This is a genomic window from Flavobacterium sp. AC267 (assembly GCF_979258715.1).
On sequence record NZ_OZ409875.1, the window covers coordinates 908,167 to 926,949 of the forward strand.

Annotated in this window: 15 protein-coding genes and 4 pseudogenes; 7 read left to right on the plus strand and 12 right to left on the minus strand. The window is 34.1% G+C overall.

From position 1 onward, the window contains the following. Positions 1-2 precede the first annotated feature (2 nt). Positions 3-242 (plus strand): glycosyltransferase, encoded by a 240-nt coding sequence (locus ACZZ95_RS04800; RefSeq protein ID WP_463471624.1) that lies wholly within the window; start codon positions 3-5, stop codon positions 240-242. Between the two features lie 34 nt (positions 243-276). Here the strand turns inward: ACZZ95_RS04800 and ACZZ95_RS04805 are convergent, their stop codons facing one another. The 5 genes from ACZZ95_RS04805 to ACZZ95_RS04825 all read right to left on the minus strand — a co-directional run bounded on the left by ACZZ95_RS04805 (position 277) and on the right by ACZZ95_RS04825 (position 6,131). Continuing rightward, a complete protein-coding gene (locus tag ACZZ95_RS04805; RefSeq protein WP_463468218.1) occupies positions 277-1,419 on the minus strand; it encodes a glycosyltransferase in 1,143 nt (380 codons plus the stop codon). A 317-nt stretch (positions 1,420-1,736) separates the two neighbouring features. Further along, positions 1,737-2,201, minus strand: coding sequence for a thioredoxin family protein (locus ACZZ95_RS04810; protein WP_463468219.1), 465 nt, complete (start codon positions 2,199-2,201; stop codon positions 1,737-1,739). 139 nt (positions 2,202-2,340) lie between these two features. Beyond that, complete coding sequence (locus ACZZ95_RS04815; RefSeq protein ID WP_463468220.1) at positions 2,341-4,602, minus strand: TonB-dependent receptor; 2,262 nt, start codon at positions 4,600-4,602, stop codon at positions 2,341-2,343. A gap of 259 nt (positions 4,603-4,861) precedes the next feature. Beyond that, positions 4,862-5,767 (minus strand): NAD(P)/FAD-dependent oxidoreductase, encoded by a 906-nt coding sequence (locus ACZZ95_RS04820; protein WP_463468221.1) that lies wholly within the window; start codon positions 5,765-5,767, stop codon positions 4,862-4,864. Positions 5,768-5,777: 10 nt separating this feature from the next. Beyond that, positions 5,778-6,131, minus strand: a complete 354-nt coding sequence (locus ACZZ95_RS04825) for a MerC domain-containing protein (protein WP_463468222.1) — start codon at positions 6,129-6,131, stop codon at positions 5,778-5,780. Between the two features lie 93 nt (positions 6,132-6,224). Here ACZZ95_RS04825 and ACZZ95_RS04830 point away from each other — a divergent pair, with 93 nt between their 5' ends. The 3 genes and pseudogenes from ACZZ95_RS04830 to ACZZ95_RS04840 all read left to right on the plus strand — a co-directional run bounded on the left by ACZZ95_RS04830 (position 6,225) and on the right by ACZZ95_RS04840 (position 9,306). Then, positions 6,225-6,617 carry a Fur family transcriptional regulator gene (locus tag ACZZ95_RS04830; protein WP_463468223.1) on the plus strand — a complete coding sequence of 131 codons (393 nt, stop codon included), beginning with the start codon at positions 6,225-6,227 and terminating at the stop codon, positions 6,615-6,617. 74 nt (positions 6,618-6,691) lie between these two features. Beyond that, a pseudogene (locus ACZZ95_RS04835) lies at positions 6,692-8,559 on the plus strand (Nramp family divalent metal transporter). 93 nt (positions 8,560-8,652) lie between these two features. Beyond that, entirely contained in the window at positions 8,653-9,306 is a 654-nt protein-coding gene (locus ACZZ95_RS04840; protein ID WP_463468224.1) for a metal-dependent transcriptional regulator, read from the plus strand. A 60-nt stretch (positions 9,307-9,366) separates the two neighbouring features. Here the strand turns inward: ACZZ95_RS04840 and ACZZ95_RS04845 are convergent, their stop codons facing one another. The 7 genes from ACZZ95_RS04845 to ACZZ95_RS04875 all read right to left on the minus strand — a co-directional run bounded on the left by ACZZ95_RS04845 (position 9,367) and on the right by ACZZ95_RS04875 (position 15,514). Beyond that, positions 9,367-9,717 carry a hypothetical protein gene (locus ACZZ95_RS04845; protein ID WP_463468225.1) on the minus strand — a complete coding sequence of 117 codons (351 nt, stop codon included), beginning with the start codon at positions 9,715-9,717 and terminating at the stop codon, positions 9,367-9,369. Between the two features lie 203 nt (positions 9,718-9,920). Beyond that, a complete protein-coding gene (locus ACZZ95_RS04850) occupies positions 9,921-10,322 on the minus strand; it encodes a hypothetical protein (RefSeq protein WP_463468226.1) in 402 nt (133 codons plus the stop codon). A 116-nt stretch (positions 10,323-10,438) separates the two neighbouring features. Beyond that, positions 10,439-11,221, minus strand: a complete 783-nt coding sequence (locus ACZZ95_RS04855; RefSeq protein ID WP_463468227.1) for an enoyl-CoA hydratase/isomerase family protein — start codon at positions 11,219-11,221, stop codon at positions 10,439-10,441. A 10-nt stretch (positions 11,222-11,231) separates the two neighbouring features. After that, positions 11,232-12,647 (minus strand): ATP-binding protein, encoded by a 1,416-nt coding sequence (locus ACZZ95_RS04860; RefSeq protein WP_463471625.1) that lies wholly within the window; start codon positions 12,645-12,647, stop codon positions 11,232-11,234. Positions 12,648-12,775: 128 nt separating this feature from the next. Next, the gene (locus tag ACZZ95_RS04865) at positions 12,776-13,324 is read right to left on the minus strand and encodes a CopD family protein (protein ID WP_463468228.1); all 549 of its coding nucleotides are present in this window, start codon (positions 13,322-13,324) and stop codon (positions 12,776-12,778) included. Positions 13,325-13,404: 80 nt separating this feature from the next. Next, positions 13,405-14,418, minus strand: a complete 1,014-nt coding sequence (gene hemH / locus ACZZ95_RS04870) for a ferrochelatase (RefSeq protein ID WP_463468229.1) — start codon at positions 14,416-14,418, stop codon at positions 13,405-13,407. A gap of 223 nt (positions 14,419-14,641) precedes the next feature. Further along, positions 14,642-15,514, minus strand: a complete 873-nt coding sequence (locus ACZZ95_RS04875; RefSeq protein WP_463468230.1) for a helix-turn-helix domain-containing protein — start codon at positions 15,512-15,514, stop codon at positions 14,642-14,644. A gap of 227 nt (positions 15,515-15,741) precedes the next feature. On the opposite strand from ACZZ95_RS04875, the pseudogene hemA reads away from it, so the two are divergent. The 3 pseudogenes from hemA to ACZZ95_RS04890 all read left to right on the plus strand — a co-directional run bounded on the left by hemA (position 15,742) and on the right by ACZZ95_RS04890 (position 18,711). Further along, positions 15,742-16,993 (plus strand): annotated as a pseudogene (gene hemA, locus ACZZ95_RS04880) (glutamyl-tRNA reductase). 116 nt (positions 16,994-17,109) lie between these two features. After that, a pseudogene (gene hemC, locus ACZZ95_RS04885) lies at positions 17,110-18,032 on the plus strand (hydroxymethylbilane synthase); the annotation flags it as partial. Between the two features lie 3 nt (positions 18,033-18,035). Continuing rightward, positions 18,036-18,711, plus strand: a pseudogene (locus ACZZ95_RS04890) (uroporphyrinogen-III synthase). Positions 18,712-18,783 lie beyond the last annotated feature (72 nt).

Consider the following 18,783-nt stretch of genomic DNA (forward strand, 5'->3'; position numbering starts at 1 on the left):
GGATTCCGGTTGTCTGCAATGAAAGAGGTGTCGATGGTTTAGTAAACAAAACCAATAACGGCTGTCTAGTTTCAGATGATGAGAATGAATTTGCTAATGATATTCATAAACTACTGACCGACGAGGATTTCTATATCAAAATCAGTTCAGAAGTCGCCTCTTTTTTCAATAATCACCATAGTCTTAAAGCCAATTACAAAATACTCGATAACATATTTGAACTAGAGGGCGTCAATTCTTGAAAAAGTAGATTCTAAAACCTGCATTGAAAATGGTTCAAGACTTTTTTTCAGAATTTTGCTGTAATTTTAGCCAAAGAGCTTTATTATTGTACAAATCCATTATAGTCGATGCAAATTCTTCTCTCGTATCACAAATCAAAGCATTTTTTTGATGCGTTAATTGCATACCTTCCGCACCAACAGAAGAAGTTATAACGGGCAGATAATATTCAAAAGCCTGCCCTATCTTTCCTTTTACTCCAGCGCCGTAGCGCAAAGGTGCTATCATTATTTTATTTTCTGTAAAAAGACGATTTATATCCGAAACGTAGCCATGAAAGATAAATCTTGAGTCAGAAATTTTCTTGATCTTTTCATTTACATTACCAATAATATTAACTCTTACTTCTGAATTATGTTTCCAGACAATTGGCATAATTTCATTATATAAATAATTAACCGCATCAATATTAGGCTCATGTTTTGAACCTATAAATAATATATCTTCACGATCCTCAAAAGGCGCCGCTTCTTCTTTCTTAATTTTCTGATAATGAATATTCGAAATGGTAATCAATTTTTTGTTATCAATATATTTTGCCATAATTTCTTTCTCAATATCAGAAATAGTAACTACATAATCTGCATTTTGAGCTAATTTGGTTTCTATATTGAAGAATCTATTATAATTTTTTCTGAGCGAAATTCTCATCGGATCAATTTTAATGGCTCTCTTATAACGTAGAAAATGAATATCAACCATATCAAAAATGGATATAACATCTGGAAGAGACTTTCTTACTTTCTTAAAATTATAATCTAAACTTCTCGCTCCGTGATACCATGCAAAATCAACTTTTGGAATTTTTTTTACAAAATCAAAATAATTTTCATACTGAGTGGTTTCTACGTAAACAATTGCGCCCAAATCATTAAATCCTTTAACATATTTGTTATCTCGGAATGTATTTTTTGAGCAAATAATACAATTATAACCTTTATTTTTAAAAAGCAGAATGATCTCTCTGAGTCTATTAGAACCAGAATCTAAATCTAATGAAGGTAGATTAATATCAAAAAAAACAATCGTTCTCTTATCCACATCATAAATCTCGTAGTTTGGAATAGATTGATCCACTTGATTCTTGATTATCTCTTTTCTTTTATAGTAACTTTTAATACTTTTAAATATCCCCATATCATTTCTGTTTCGTCTCTATTATCTTTTACAAGCCTGACTATAAATTATAGATAACCAAAAATGGATTTGGTTGCGTTCATTTTAAAAAAAATGTCTTTTCTTTTAACTAAAACTCACTTTTTGTTTTTTTTATTATCTGAAAAATATTAAAAAAGTAGACAATTCAAAGAGCAATAAACATATCTTGCTGATTATCAGTAAAATTACACTTTAAATAACCATAACTAATTTACAAATTAACTTTCAATAGAGATGTGTAAAAAGCATTATTTATCTAACTATCAATAAAATGCGTCTTTTTTGACAATCTAATTTTATTGTTTTAATTTTTCTAAAAGAAGTTTAAAATCCTTTGGACTTAAATAGTTGTTGTACTGTAGTATAATTTCGTTTTTCTCATTCAAAACACATAAAGCGGGATATACAATTTGATTATTCATTGTTCCGAGTCGCAGGGCAAGTTCATGAACACCAACATTATTTCCTGTTGGTTTGAATTTAAAAGTCTGATTATTAAACGTAATATTTCGTTTTTCTTCGGCATTAAAATCAATAAAATAGAAATTTGAGTTCAGTTTCTCGTTGACTTCCTTGTTTTTAAAAGTCGTTGTTTTCATTCTCTGGCAAAATTGGCACCAATCGGTATGAATGAAAACGATTGTTTTTCGTTTTTGAATTTGCTGTAAACGATCTACTTCTTCAAAAGTTCTGCCTTTTAACTGGCAAAATCCTGTTGAAGTTATTCCGAAGAAGAATATTAGGAGAAATAGTTTTTTCATTTGTTTTCATTTTTTGCCACGAATTTCACGAATTAGCACGAATTGAATAATAAATTTTTATCTAAAAATTAGCGGAAATTCGTGAAATTCGTGGCAAAAGAAAATCCTTATAATCATTTCAATCTGTGGTCTCATAAATTTATCTCAAATTATATCGCAATCCTAAAAACCCGCGAATCGTCTGGTTTTGTCCATAAACATAAGTTGTATCAAATGTTAATCCGTATGGATTGTCTGGAGTTACCATTACTTTTCCAGCCGAATCGTATTGCACATTTTTATCAAAAGGATCATTCGTTCTTGAAATCAAAAACGGATTATTCTGCTTTGGAGTAAAGTTCAGCAAATTTTTAACACCGCCATACACTTCAAAATCTTTCCAGCCTGTGTACGTAAACTGAATATTCTGAATGCTGTACCAAGGCGAATTCGGGTTTCTTGGATCATTTTCGCTAAGCAGAGGCAGTTTCATCGGACTGTAAACATTCCCCGTATAATCCACTAATAAATTCCAAGGCTGTATTTTATAAGAAACGGTCCAAGTTCCAGTAAATCTTTCGGTTAGAAAAGGTCGTTCTGAAATTCCGTCCTGAACATTTTTATTGTCTAAAACTGTTGCCCCGAGAATAAACTTTAACCCATTTGTAAAATTCAAATCGACATTCGTACTAATTCCTTGACTTATCGCATAACCATCAATATTATCATAAATGATTTTGTTGGGATCGGTTTCGTAATCTGAAATGATTTTATTGCTGAATCGGGTATAAAAAGCCGTTGTTTCGATTCCCATAAAAGTTCCATCTCCAAAATTGATTTTCTGAATATAATTCAAATTCACATTTACAGATTTCTCGGGTTTTAAATCATTTTGAATCACAACATCTCGCGAACCTGTAAGCGCGACGTGATCTTCGGTAAATAGATTCACAACCCTAAATCCAGTTCCAGCGTTTAATCTGAAAATCGTATTTTCACTTGCCTTAAACCGATAAGCTACTCTCGGTGTAAAAATCGAACCGTGAATTGAGTTATAATCGTAGCGCGCTCCCAGCAAAACCTGACTTTTTGGAGAAAAAGTAATTTCATCCTGAACAAAAATCCCCGGAAGCCAAGTACTTTCAGCCTCATTTGTTGCTGGCGTATTATCATCGTAATACGTATATCGAGTGGCGATTCCGGCAAGTAAATCATTTCGACCAATTTTTTTATCCCAAGTCAGCTGTAAAAAACCAATTTTTTGATTCGCAATATAAGATGTCGTTCCGTAACGGCTGTCTTGGTAATGTACATTTCCAGAGAACGAAAGCATTAGTTTTTCTTCAAACGGCAATTGATAACTTCCAATTAATTCTCCTCTTTTGGTATAAATACTTTCTCCATAAATTTCGTCACCTCCGCGGTATTTTTTCTCCCAGCGCACATCTCCGCCCCAGCGATCTTCATACATTCCGCGAGTCGCAATCGTAAAAAGACGGTTATTGTTTCGCTGAAAATTCCATTTATTAAAAACCGAAATTCTTTCAGAAAGCGTTACATCGGTAAAATTGTCATTGTCTTTATCAATAACCTGATCGTAATTGAAATAATTTACGCCTAAAAGAGAGGTTGCTTTTTTGCCGACATTAAACTTCATTCCCAAATCAAGATTACTTTCAAAATAAGAAGTCGTAAAATAATCTGCAGAAAAAACAGGAGCATTTGTTGGATTTTTAGTGATAATGTTAATCAAACCACCAACAGCCTCACTTCCGTAAAGAGAGGAAGCGGGACCTTTTACGATTTCAATTCGTTCTACCAAGGAATTGGGAATTCCAGACAAACCATAAACTGTCGAAAGACTGCTCACAATTGGCATTCCGTCAATCAAAACCAAAGTATACGGACCTTCCAAACCATTTATATGAATGTCGCCAGTGTTGCAAACCCCGCAATTGAGCTGTGGCCGAACGCCGTTTATGTTTTGAAGTGCATCGTAAATACTGGCAGTTGGATTCTTTTTGAAAAAAGTGGGAGAATAAACCTCAACAGGAACGGCACTCTCCAAGCGCTTGACTGCTTTTAAAGTTCCGGAAACCACAACTTCGTTCAATTGATTGTCATTGTCTTCTAAATCAAAATCAAGATTTAGATTTTGTCCTTTTATAATTGAAAATCTTTGGGTAACAGATTTGAGTCCAGTTGAGGTCACTTGAATTCTGCCATTTTCTACTGCCGCATTTTCAAAAACATAATATCCTAAACTATCTGAAATTGTTTTTTGGTTTGTTCCCAGTAAATGAACATTTGCGGCTTGTATTTTTCTTCCTTCTCTAGAAATAAAACCTGATATTTTGGTTGTTTCCTGAGCAAAAGAAAATTGTAAAGTAAATAATATCAATATCCAAATTGAATTTTTCATCGTGGTAAAATTAAATTTAGACAAAACTAAAAATTAAATTTGATAAACAATGAATTAAAATTTATAAATTTATAACTTTATTTATGTCAATATGTTATATTTTTTTCCAAACACATAGATTCATAGAATTATTAGAGAATAAGGATATTAAAAAAAGCTAGCTTTTAACACATAGCTATGTGTATTAATGAAAGTGAAACGCCTTTAACCACAACAAATACTATGTGCCTATGTGTTTATAATATTTGAAATTACAGTCCTAAAAATCCTCTTCAATAAGATCTTTATTAATCACTGCTCCTGCAAAAGAACCTGTAGAAACCGCAATGGCAACAGATCGCATTTGAGTTGTACAATCGCCGCTTGCGTAAATGCCAGAAATATTTGTGTTTTGCATAAAGTCGACTTTTAGCAAACCTTGTTCGTTAATTTCACAGCCCAAATCTTTTGGCAGATTACAATGCTGTTCAAATGGAGGTCTGGCATAGATAGCTTTTACTGCAGCTTTTTCCTGGTTTTTGAAGATGATATTTTGGATATATCCTTCTTTATGTTCAAAAGAATCTATTTCTTCTTCGAAAATCAGAACTCCTTTTTTCTGAAGTGTTTTAGTTTGTTCCAATGTCAAAGTCGATTTTCCATTTGTACATAATCTCAGATCTTTAGTCCAATTCGAAATGAGTTTTGCGAAGTCAAATGCCATTTCGCCATTGGCAATAATGGCTGTTTTTTCATTTTTAACTTCATAACCATGACAATACGGACAATGTAAAACTGAAATTCCCCAGCATTCTGCAAAACCTTTAATTTCTGGAATTAAATCTTTTACGCCGGTTGCAAATAAAACTTTTCTGGAAGTGAAAACAGCGCCAGATGCCGTAGAGATTTCAAAACCATTTTCATTTTTGACCGCTTTAACGGCAAGTCCGTTGTAAAAATGAACTGTTTTATAAAGCTCCACTTGCAATTTGGCTTTCGCCGAAATAACAGCGGGCTTCTCCCCGTCCTGCGTAATAAAATTATGAGAATGCGGTGTTTGTTTGTTACAAGGCAGACCGCTGTCAATAACCAAAACCTGTCGCAAAGAACGTCCTAAACTCATAGCCGCAGACAATCCGCTGTAACTTCCGCCAATAATAATCACTTCAAAATTCGTTTGTTTCATAATTATATTTTTAATGATTTTGTTTTTTGTGTAATTTGTAATTAATCAAATGCCCAGTAATCATTCCGATACTTCCGAAATAAATTAAATCGAGATGAATCTCTAAGAATAAATCGACCAAAATACTGATCCAAATGAGGCTCATTGAAACAATCAAAATTGACGAAACCAAAAGACTCGATTTTTTCGTAATTTTGAGGATTGCAAATAAACCGATTGAAGCAAATAGTAAATCGATAATTGGATTGTGACTCAGCCCCAAAGGCAGAATCGTTAAAAGTGGAAAAATCAAACAATGAACGAGACAAATAGTCGCACTTGAAATTCCTAAAATATCGTAAAAGGATGAGGTAGTTTTCTTCATTTCTTGTAAATTTGCTTAATGCAATTTTGTTGCAAATATACAATTTTAATTCAATTGCAACATTGTTGCGTTTAATTTTTAATGCATTAAATAATGAAGACTACACGCACTACCACAGCAAAAACAGCTGTATTAGAGGTTTTTGAGAAATCAAAAACAGCACTTTCGCACACAGAAATTCAAAAACAATTGAACGATGTATGCGATCGCGTTACTATTTACAGAATTCTAGACCGCTTGGTAAACGACGATATTATCCATAAAATTTCAAATCTCGACGGAACAGTAAAATATGCAAAATGCAATCATGCGCATAATCGGGTGCATATTCATAATCACGCGCATTTTAGCTGTGAAAACTGTCGCGAGATTACTTGCCTTGAAAATGTAAAGCCAAGTTATATTATGCCGCACAATTATAAAGTCAACGAGATAAATTTCACTTTATCAGGATTATGTCCAAAATGTTTAAATTCTAACATTTAACATTTAGACTCGTCTAAAAATATTGTTTCGCGAATGTAATTTTTCTATATATTTGTGAAAACAATACTTTTACAATGACTAAATCTTTAGAAGAAGTAAACGAATCGGTTGCTACCCAACATAAAAAAACAGGTTTCAGGAAAATATTAGCCTTTTTAGGACCAGCATATTTAGTAAGTGTCGGTTATATGGATCCTGGAAACTGGGCCACAGATATTGCCGGCGGAAGCCAGTTTGGCTACACTTTAGTTTGGGTTTTGTTAATGAGTAATTTAATGGCTTTGCTTTTGCAGAGTCTAAGTGCCCGTCTCGGAATTGTAACACAGCGCGATCTTGCGCAGGCTTCGCGAGAAACCTATTCGAAATACATCAATTACATTTTATATTTTTTGGCTGAAATTGCTATTGTCGCCTGCGATTTAGCAGAAGTTTTAGGAATGGCGATTGGAATTAATCTTCTTTTTGGAATTCCGTTACTTGAAGCGGTCTTAATTACGGTTTTAGACACCTTTTTACTGCTTTTCCTGATCAATAAAGGAATTCGTAAGATGGAAGCTTTTATCATCGCTTTGGTGGCTATAATCGGATTCTCTTTTATTTTTGAGATGATTTTTGCCGAACCAGAAATGGGCAAAGTCTTACAAGGACTTATACCTTCAATTCCAAATTCGGTCGCTTTGTATATCGCCATCGGAATTATTGGAGCAACAGTAATGCCTCACAACCTTTATCTGCATTCTTCTTTGGTTCAGACCCGAAAATTTGACCGAACTCCTGCCGGAATCAAGCAAGCATTAAAATACAATATGATTGATTCAACCATTGCGTTAAATCTTGCCTTTTTTGTAAATGCGGCAATCTTAATTCTTGCGCGACAACTTTTCATAAAAACGGAATGTTTGAAGTTGCAGAGATTCAGGATGCGCATCAGTTTCTAGAACCATTATTGGGAACAAAATGGGCGCCAATTCTATTTGCGGTTGCGCTTATAGTCGCCGGACAAAGTTCGACCGTAACGGGAACTCTTGCGGGACAAATTGTAATGGAAGGATATCTGCATTTCAGAATTCAGCCTTGGGTACGCCGCATTATTACGCGCTTAATTGCCATTATTCCTGCCGTAATCGTGATTCTTATTTATGGCGAAAGTGTCACTGGAAAACTTTTGATTTTGAGTCAGGTTATTTTGAGTCTTCAATTAGGGTTTGCGATTATTCCGCTGATTCACTTTGTGAGCGATAAATCAAAAATGAATGGTTTTCATATTTCTAAACTTACTCAGGTCGTTTCCTGGATTATTGCTACAATAATCGTTTCATTGAATGCCAAATTAGTTTATGATGAAATCAGTTCTTGGCTGGAGAGTTCGAATCATCCCATAATTCTTTGGGTTACGGTAGTGCCTCTCGCTTTCGGATTTTCAGCTTTATTGTTGTACATCGTTTTTAAACCTTTTATAACTAAAGCAAAAAACAAAACTATAAATCATTCCCCTCATAATCTTAAACTTCATTTTTCGCCGAGACAAACGCAAAGCATTAAAAACATAGCTGTTTCTGTAGATTTCTCTCATGCTGATGAAGCCGCTTTAAATAAAGCCTTCGAATTGGGCGGCATTGACACGGAATACACCCTCATTCACATTGTAGAAACCGTTGGTGCCTTAATGTACGGAGTTCATGTTCATGATCATGAAACCACTATTGACGAAAAGTTATTACAAGAGTACCAAGAAATGCTTTCAGAAAAAGGATTTAAAATTAAAACGGAACTTGGTTTCGGAAAACCAAACAAAGTAATTCCGAAAATTATAAACGAAGGAAATTTCGACATCTTAGTTATGGGAACCCACGGCCACACTGGATTAAAAGATATTCTTTTTGGCACAACCGTAGACAAGTTGAGACATAAAATTTCAATACCTTTGTTGATTGTTAAATAAAACAGGCTCAAAGTTTCAGAGCTCCAAAGGGACAAAGGTTTGTACTTTGAACCTTTGTCCCTTTGTCGCTTTGACCCTCAAAAAGAAAAAAGAATGACCTTTTCAGAAGAAAATTACCTTAAATCTATCTATCACTTAACTGTCGCTTTAGAGACTGAAGTGAGCACAAATGCTATTGCAGAAATAATGGAAACCAAAGCATCTTCGGTTACGGATATGCTTAAAAAACTGGCAGATAAAGATTTAGTAAATTATAAAAAATACCAAGGTGTTTCTTTGACTGAAAACGGAAAACTGGCGACTAAAATGATTGTTAGAAAACATCGTTTATGGGAAGTTTTTTTGGTAGAGAAATTAAATTTCAGCTGGGATGAAGTTCACGATATTGCAGAGCAGTTAGAGCACATTAAATCGGAACAATTGATTAATCGTTTGGATGATTTTTTGGGTAACCCGACAGAAGATCCGCATGGAGATCCAATTCCAGATGCAAACGGCCGAATTATTAAAATTGAAAAACAATTGCTTTCTGAATTATCAGAAAACCAGATTGGAGTTTGTGTTGGCGTAAAAGATACTTCTTCTGAATTCTTAAAATATTTAGATAAGCAAGAAATTGCTTTAGGTTCTAAAATTGAATTTTTATCAAAAGAATCTTTCGATTTATCAGTAAGAATTAAAGTTGATGAAAGAGAATTATCTATTTCAAATAAAATTGCTTCTAATTTGTTTGTGAAGCTGGTTTAGAACAGATCAGTATATCAATTAAAAAGCCCAAAAGGAAATTTTCTTTTTGGGCTTTTGCAATTAGTCTTTTAAACTATAAAGTATTTTTTGAAAATCGGCTTTAAAAGCATCTTTCTTGTCTTTAGATGTCCAAGACATAACTTTATAAAATGATTTTTTAGTTTCAACAATTCCAATTAAATAATAGATTTCTATATTTTCTTCTTTATCAAAATAAACAGCATCAGCCTCTATAAAATTAATTTCACCTATTTTTTTTGAAACAGGTTTAGAGAAGCTTTTCTTTTCTTCATCTGCCAAAAAATCTTTTATAAAATCATCATAGAATTCTTTTATTGATGCGTAATTCATATCAACATACTGCAATTCTTCTTTGGTATCATATATAACACAACCGTAAACCTCTTTCACCTCGCTTTTATATTGAATAGCAAGCAGAGGTATTAAATCCAGCCGTTTTATTCATATAATCTGGCAGACTAATATCAAAAGTATGACCTGCCTTATATTCTTTCATTTTTGTTTGGGCAGCAATCGAAGAAGATAGTAAAGCAATTGCAAAAAGTGTAATTATTCTATTCATATAAAGATTTTAGGTGTTACGTTTTGGGGTATTAAACAATCCCTTTCTCAATCATTTCCAGCATAACCGGTGAAGCATTTTTAAACGTTGGAGGCTGTTCGATAATACTTCCCGCGTTCTTTTTATTTACTTTGAAAGTAACGTCGTTATCTGTAGTAAACAAAAGTGCTGTCAGAAATGGATTTTTGATGTAAGAACCCAAAACCACTAAAGCTTCATCTAAAGTGTGAATGCTTTCAATTTCTTCGGTTTTAAAACGAGAAGTTAGTGAAATGGAGAAAGTATTATCTTCATTCAAAACTAAACGAAAATAGATGTTTTTAAGTTCGGTATCGCCTATTGTTTTGGCTAAAGTCAATTTTGCGAAACTTCCAGCTTGGATACTTTCTTTAACTCGTTCACAAAAAAGGGCAAATATTGGTTCGTAGGACATGATGTTTGTATTATAATTTAACCACAAAGGTCACAAAGATTTACGCAAGGTTTGCTAAGTTTTTGATTTCCTTGTGTGCTTTGCGTAATCCCTTGCGATGTTTGCGGTTAAGAAAATTATTTTCCTGTAAATTCTGCTTTACGTTTTTCTAAAAAAGCGGTTGTTCCTTCTTTAAAATCCTCAGTTCCGAAACATTTTCCGAAAGATTTTATTTCCGTATCAAATCCGTTTTTGCCGTCTGTAAAGTTGGCATTAATAGCTTTGATAGCTTTACTAATGGCAAACGGGGCATTTTTAATGATTTTATGAGCAATTACATTGGTAAACGATAAAAGTTCAGCCTGTGATACAATATGATTTACTAAACCGTATTGTTTTGCTTCTTCTGCAGAAATCATTGTCGCGCTCATGATCATTTCCATAGCTCGGCCTTTTCCCACTAATTGTGGCAAACGCTGTGTTCCTCCGTAACCCGGAATCAATCCTAATGTTACTTCCGGCAATCCCATTTTTGCATTGTCTGAAGCTACTCTAAAATGACATGCCATTGCTAATTCTAAACCACCGCCTAAAGCAAAACCGTTAACGGCCGCAATAACCGGTTTTTTCAGATTTTCGATATAATCAAATAAGGATTCCTGACCTTCTGCCGCCAATTGTGCACCTTCAACAACAGTATAATTTGCAAACTCAGATATATCTGCTCCAGCTACAAAAGCTTTTTCGCCACTTCCCGTTAAAATAATAACACGAACATCATCATTTTTACTTAATAATTTAATCGCATTACTCAAATCACTGATAGTTGCTTTGTTTAATGCATTCAGTTTTGCAGGTCTGTTAATAGTGACCGTAGCAACTTTCTCTTCGATAGAAATTAAGATATTTTCGTAGTCCATGACGCTGAATTTAAGAGTTTGTAATAGGTAAAGAAACTCTAAATGTGGTTCCTTTTCCGTAAGTTGATTCAAAGGTAATTGTTCCTTTGTAATTTTCTATAATGTTTTTGATAATTCCGAGTCCAAGTCCCATTCCGCTGGTTTTGGTGGTGAATTTTGGTTCGAAGATTCGGCCGGTATCTTGTTTCTGTATTCCTATTCCGTTGTCTTTCACCGCAATCTCGACATTATTATTTCTTCGCTTTACCGTAACCACAATCGATTTTTGAAACTGATTTTCGGGAATCGCCTGCGTTGCATTTTTAACCAAGTTGGTAATCACACGAATCAATTGCGTACGATCCATTTTCGAAATGATTTCTTCTTCATGTTTCTCAAAAACAATATATTCTTCATTGAAAATATCCAAAGCCAATTCGACAACCTCAACTACATTTAAGGTTTCGTTTTGTCGCGCCGGCATCGAAGCAAAATTCGAAAATGCCGAAGCCACTGCGGTCATGGTATCAATCTGCTGAATTAAGGTTTCAGAGTAATCGTTCATTTTCTGCTTCACATCAGGATCATTTGGATCGAACTTTCGCTGAAAACTCTGTACCGTTAATCGCATCGGCGTAAGCGGATTTTTAATTTCGTGTGCCACTTGTTTGGCCATTTCGCGCCATGCTTCTTCCCTTTCGCTTTGCGCTAGTTTTATGGCACTGGTTTCGAGTTTATCCACCATTCCGTTATACGCTTTAATCAGGAAGTTGACTTCTTTGCTGTTGGCTTCTAAAACAATTTTCTCGTTTTTCTGATCTAAATTGGTTTCTTCCAATCTATCAGAAATGGTTTTTAATGATTTTGTGATGTAAGTAGAAAGGAAATACGCCAATGCAAAAGCCACAATCAGCATAAAAGAATATACTTGACTTAATCGAATCAAGAAAGTATTTAACTCATTATCATAATAACCGTCGTCTTCCAGGTATGGAAGATTTAAAATTCCGAGCGGTTTAAACTTTTCGTCTTTTATTAAACTATACGAAGATCTGTTTTTGACTCCGTCGATGGTTTTAATGTCTACAAAACGTTTTTCTATCGAAGAACGAACGAGTTTTAGAATGTATTCTGGAATTGGCGGAGCGATTTTGTCGACTGCAAAAGATTCTTTAGACGATTTCAACAGTTTTCCGTCAAGACTGTAAATATTGATTTCGATTTTATGAATCTGCGCTAACTCGTGAATTTTATCTTTAAAAATTAAATCTAAATTTCCTGTTTTCAGCGGATAAGTGGTTGTTGCCAGAACGTAATTAATGTGTTCTTTTACGGCGTTTTCTTTTCTTTCTAAACGTTCCTGATGGTACTCTTTGGCCTCAGTTTTAAACTGAATAATCGAAATCGAAGCTAGTAAAAAAGATGCCACAACAATCAATACAATCATCGACAGGAAAATCCTTGTTCGAAGTGAAAGCATTGACATTTTGAAGTTTAGCATGTTTTTAGTGATTAGTGAATAGTAATTAGTGAATAGTAAAAGCTTGAAACTAATTACTAATCACTTTTTACTAATTACTTTTTTTCTCTTATTCGTTTGTAAAATCGGAATCCCAGCATGATTAAAACCGAGAATAAAACAATCCCGATTACGCCGAAAATCCAGTTGATGGCGCTTTTTAAAACAACTAAAAAAACAACGGCGAATAAAATAATCGTTGCGCCTTCATTCCATAAACGCATAAAATTATTAGTATATTTTACCTCATCATTTTGGAGTTGTTTAAAAATTTGATGGCATTTTCCGTGATATAAATATAAAAGAAAAACGAAACATAATTTTACGTGCATCCAAGGCATTTTGATCCAAACACTTCCTGCATCGGTAAAAAACAACATCCAAAAAGCAAAAATGCTGGCCAAAACCGCCGATGGCCATGTTATTATATACCACAAACGATAGGCCATAATTTTGTATTGTGTCTGCAGAATTTCCTTTTCAGGAGATGATTTTTCATTGGCTTCAATTTGGTATACAAACAAACGCACAATATAAAACAAACCCGCAAACCAAGTGATTACAAATATAAGATGCAGTGATTTTAGGTAGTTATAATATTCCATTCTTTTTGTTTCAGGTTTCAGGTTCTCTTAAAGTTGATTTTCACCCAACTATCTTTCCTCTTTACTCTTGCCTCTATTTTCTACTTAGCCCAATCATTAATCCAATTCCCAACAGTTTGACACCATTCATCGTCATCATTCAAACACGGAATTGCAAGGAACTCCTCTCCTCCATTCGCTTCAAAATCTTCTTTGGCGCGCATAGCGATTTCTTCAAGAGTTTCAAGACAATCCGAAACGAAAGCTGGTGTTACAACTGCTAATTTTTTGATTCCTTTTGCCGGCATGTTGTCAATTTCAACATCGGTATAAGGTTCTAACCATTTGTCTCCCGCTAAACGCGATTGAAAAGTCAGACTGTATTTATCTTCTGGAAGTCCTAATAATTTAATGACTTGTTTTGTTGTTTCGTAACATTGGTGACGGTAACAGAAATCATGCGCCGCTGAAGGTGTGTTACAACAAGAACCGTCAATTTTACAGTGAGATTTCGTTACATCGGTCTTGCGAATGTGACGTTCTGGAATTCCGTGATACGAAAACAATAAATGATCGTAATCAAACCCAACTAAGTGTTTTTGGATCGAATCTGCCAGATTCTTAATATAATCTGGTTTGTTGTAAAACGCCGGAACATCTGTAAAAGTCATTTGAGGAAATTTCTTTTTACGGATTTCTTCTGCTTTAACCAAGATTGTCAAAGTCGAAGCCATTGCATATTGCGGATATAATGGAAAAAGCATTACTTCTGTAACCCCTTTATCGTGTAATTCCTGAAGTCCTTTTTCGATGGTCATGCTTCCATAACGCATTGCTAATGCAACTGGAATATTTACCAAAGGTCGCACTTTTTTCTGCATTCTTTCTGAAAGAACTACAAGCGGAGAGCCTTCATCCCACCAAATTTTCGCGTAAGCGTGTGCAGATTCCTCTGGTCTTTTTCTTAAAATAATACCGCGAACTAATAATGCTCTCAATAAATACGGAACGTCGATCACGTATTTATCCATTAAAAATTCATCTAAATAAGGTTTAACATCTTTTGGTGTTGGACTTTCTGGAGATCCTAAATTTACTAATAATACGCCTTTCATTATTTTTTTCTTGCTTTTGGCTTTAAGCTGTAGGCTTTAAGCATTTGTTTTTTAAATTTTCGTCAAAAGTATTGCTTGTTACTTTTTAGAAATATGATAATTATTACTTTTTAATTATGATTGAATATCAAAAATTGATGTTGAAATTGTCACGCAGATTTTGCAGATCCAGCAGATATTTTAATTCGCGGAAATTTGTGAAATTCGTGGCAAACCAAAAAATCTAAACATTCGCATTAATCGACATCAAATACTTTTTTGGAGTTGTGGCAAACTTTTTCTTGAATGCCGCGATAAAGTGACTTCCGGTGCTGTAGCCAATTTTAAGTCCCACTTCATTTACATTATAAGAACCGCTGTCTAAAAGTTTTCTGGCGAAATCCATTTTGTAATCGAAAAGGAAACCATAAACCGTATCGCCGTAAATTTGTTTGAAACCCATTTTAAGTTTCTTTAAATTTAAACCAATTTCATCTGCTAATTCTTGCAATCCCGGAGGTTCGGCCATATTGGCGATGATGATTTCTTTGGCTCTTCGAATTTTTAAAACGTTATCTTCATCTATCAAAAACGGACATTGTTCTGCATTTGGATCTTCTGTTCTGTTAAAATACAAACTCAATAATTCGTATCCTTTTCCTTTATAATAAAGGTTTTTTATGGATGGATGAAGGTTATAATGAAATAACTGACTCAATACAATTGCCATTGACGGACTAATATTTCCTTCGTTATAATACTTCTTATCCTTATTATCAGGACTTAAAAAAGTAATATAATCTGCTTCTGCAGAAAATAACGCGTGAAATTTTTTGATGGAGACAATTACAGAAATCACCCAAGAGTTTGGAGCCAATTCTAAATTCAGCGGTAATTCTTTCTGCGGATTATACAAAAGCGACGATTTTTCTTCCTTCAAATCTAAGGCGTAAGCACCTTGATTGAATAAAAATTTGGCATTGCCTTTTATTCCGAAGTGAAACTGTATCAGGCCAGTACCTATTTCGTGCTGTGCATAAAAAGGCTCAGAACCATCGTTTTGAAAACGGATCAGCGTAAAGTCGTCTTCAATTTTTATAACTTCTTGAGAACTCATAGCGATATTTTTTTAAAACAAAAATCAGAACAATTGCAAAATGTTATTTAGAATGACTCTAAACAAATTGTTTCCAACGACTTGATTTTGCTACAAAAGTACTCCTTTTTGCATAAAAACAGATGTTTAGAATCAAAAAAACATGCGGCGATACAAAAAGTACTTTCAGCGTTACTTTTATCAATAGTATAGTAATAATTTTGTTGCACTTTTATGAAAGTGAATTTATGGAAAACAATAACGTACCGAAACACCTTTATTTTTACTCAGTTGGTCTGAGTTATAAAAAAAGCTGATGCTGAGGTCAGAGGTCAATTTAGTTTGGATGCAATTGCTAAAACGCGTTTGCTGGAACAAGCTAAAAACGATGGAATAGAAAGTTTAATTGTCACTTCAACCTGCAACAGAACCGAGATTTATGGTTTTGCAGAACATCCATTTCAATTAATAAAATTGATCTGCGATAACAGCAATGGTTCTGTTGACGCTTTTCAAAAAGTTGGTTTCGTTTACAAAAACCAAGAAGCTATCAATCATTTGTTTCGCGTAGGAACTGGTTTAGATAGTCAGATCTTGGGTGATTTCGAAATTATATCTCAAATCAAAACATCTTTTTCGCATTCTAAATCAATGGGATTGGCCAATACTTTTATGGAAAGATTGGTAAATGCTGTAATTCAGGCGAGCAAAAGAATTAAAAACGAAACTGAGATTAGTTCTGGTGCAACTTCTGTTTCTTTTGCATCGGTACAATACATTCTTAAAAATGTAGAAGATATCAGTAATAAAAATATTTTGCTTTTTGGAACTGGAAAAATCGGTAGAAATACGTGCGAAAATTTAGTAAAACATACTAAAAATGAACATATTACTTTAATCAACAGAACTAAAGATAAAGCCGAGAAATTGGCTGGAAAACTAAACCTGATTGTTAAAGATTATTCTGAATTACACTTAGAACTTCAAAAAGCTGATGTTGTGGTTGTAGCAACAGGCGCGCAAAACCCAACAGTTGACAAAGCGATTTTGAATCTTAAAAAACCTTTGTTGATTTTAGATTTATCTATTCCGAAAAACGTTCATGAAAATGTGGAGGAATTAGAAGGTGTGACTTTAATTCACATGGATTATTTGTCTCAATTGACAGATGAAACTTTGGAAAACAGAAAATTACACATTCCAGCAACTGAAGCGATTATCGAAGAAATCAAAGAAGAATTTGTTGTTTGGATGAAAGGGCGAAAATTTGCACCAACCATCAATGCTTTAAAAGACAAATTGAATGCAATTAAAGTTTCTGAATTAGATTTTCAAAGCAGAAAAATTGCTGATTTTAATGAGGCGCAAGCGGAAATCATCAGTAACAGAATCATTCAAAAAATTACTACTCATTTCGCAAATCATTTAAAAGACGACGACACCATGGTGGATGAAAGCATCGAATGGATCGAAAAAGTCTTCAAAATAAAAGCATCTTAAAAACATAAATTTTCCACCATATAAGTTATATAAGTTCATTTAATAGCAGGCTAATTGTTTTTTGATCCAAACTACTTAAATTATCTTACATACCTTATATGGTGAAATTCAACAAAATGGCGGAAAAAACAATCAGAATTGGAACTCGCGATAGCGAATTGGCACTTTGGCAGGCACATACTGTCGAGAAAAAACTAAACGACTTAGGCTATAAAACCTCAATTGTTGCGGTTAAATCTCAAGGCGACATTATTCTGGATAAACCTCTTTATGAATTAGGAATTACTGGAATTTTTACCAAAACGCTGGACATCGCTATGATTAATGGTGATATTGATATCGCAGTGCATTCCATGAAAGATGTTCCAACGGCTTTGCCAAAAGGAATTGTTCAAGTCGCTGTTTTGCCAAGAGCCAATGTTTTGGACATTTTAGTTCATAAGGGAAATCCCGATTTCGCAAATCCAAGTACAATTGCAACTGGAAGTTTACGCCGTCAGGCACAATGGTTTAACAAATACCCAAATCATACTGTAGTTGATTTACGCGGGAACGTGAATACGCGTATGCAAAAACTGCAAGACAATAACTGGGACGGAGCTGTTTTTGCGTACTGCAGGTTTGGAGCGCATTAACCTAAAACCTGAAAATTACATCAATCTAGACTGGATGATTCCCGCGCCGGCACAAGGAGCAATGCTTGTTGTGGCAATGGAAAATGATAATTATACACTTGATGCACTTTCGCAGTTAAATGATATTGAAACTGAAATCTGTACCTATATTGAACGTCAGTTTTTAAGAACGCTTGAAGGTGGCTGTACCGCACCAATTGGATCTTTGGTAACTTATAACGAAGAAGAAGATACATTACATTTTCAAGGTATTTTACTTTCAATTGATGGAAAACAAAAATTGGAAATCGACAAAACGGTTGATATTTCGGAATGGAAGAAACTAGGTTTTCATTCGGCACAGGAGATTTTGAATAATGGAGGAACCGAATTAATGCGACGAAATTAAAGAATCCCTGAAAAAAATAATGGCGAAATCAATTCAGATATTATCTACTAAAAAGCTTTCCAGCGAGCAAAAACAAGCATTAGTAAATGCTAATATTGATGTAATCGAATCCGATTTCATTCAAACTCAAAATAAACCTTTTGAATTAAAAGACCTCAACGAAAGTTTAATTTTTACGAGCCAAAATGCAGTTCACAGCGTTTTGTCAAATCCAAAATCAGAACAACTAAAAAAGCAAAAACGTGTATTGCGTTGGGCTTAAAACTAAGATTCTTTTATCTGAAAACGGATTCAATGTTGTGGCCTACACAGGCTATGCATCTGATTTAGCCGAAATTATAACTTTGATTTACAGCAGTGAAAGCTATACTTTTTTTAGCGGTAACCTAAGAAGAGATACTTTACCAAACGCTTTAAAAGAAGCCGGAATAAAACTCAACGAAATTCAGGTTTACGAAACATCATTACAGCCTCAGAAAATAAAAACTGCAGTTGATGCATTATTGTTTTTCAGCCCATCTGGCGTTGAAAGTTATTTAAAAGAAAATACCATTAAAAAGGAAACGTGCTTTTGCATTGGGGAAACCACTGCCGAAGCTTTACATAAAATTACCAAAAACATCATTATTGCAGATCAGCCCACGATTGAAGACGTTATCGAAGATGTAATTATTCAATATAGCAATAAGCTTTAAGCCTTAGGCAGTAAGCAAAAAAATTTATATAGCAATACGCTTTAGGCTTTAAGCCGTAAGCAAATAATAAAA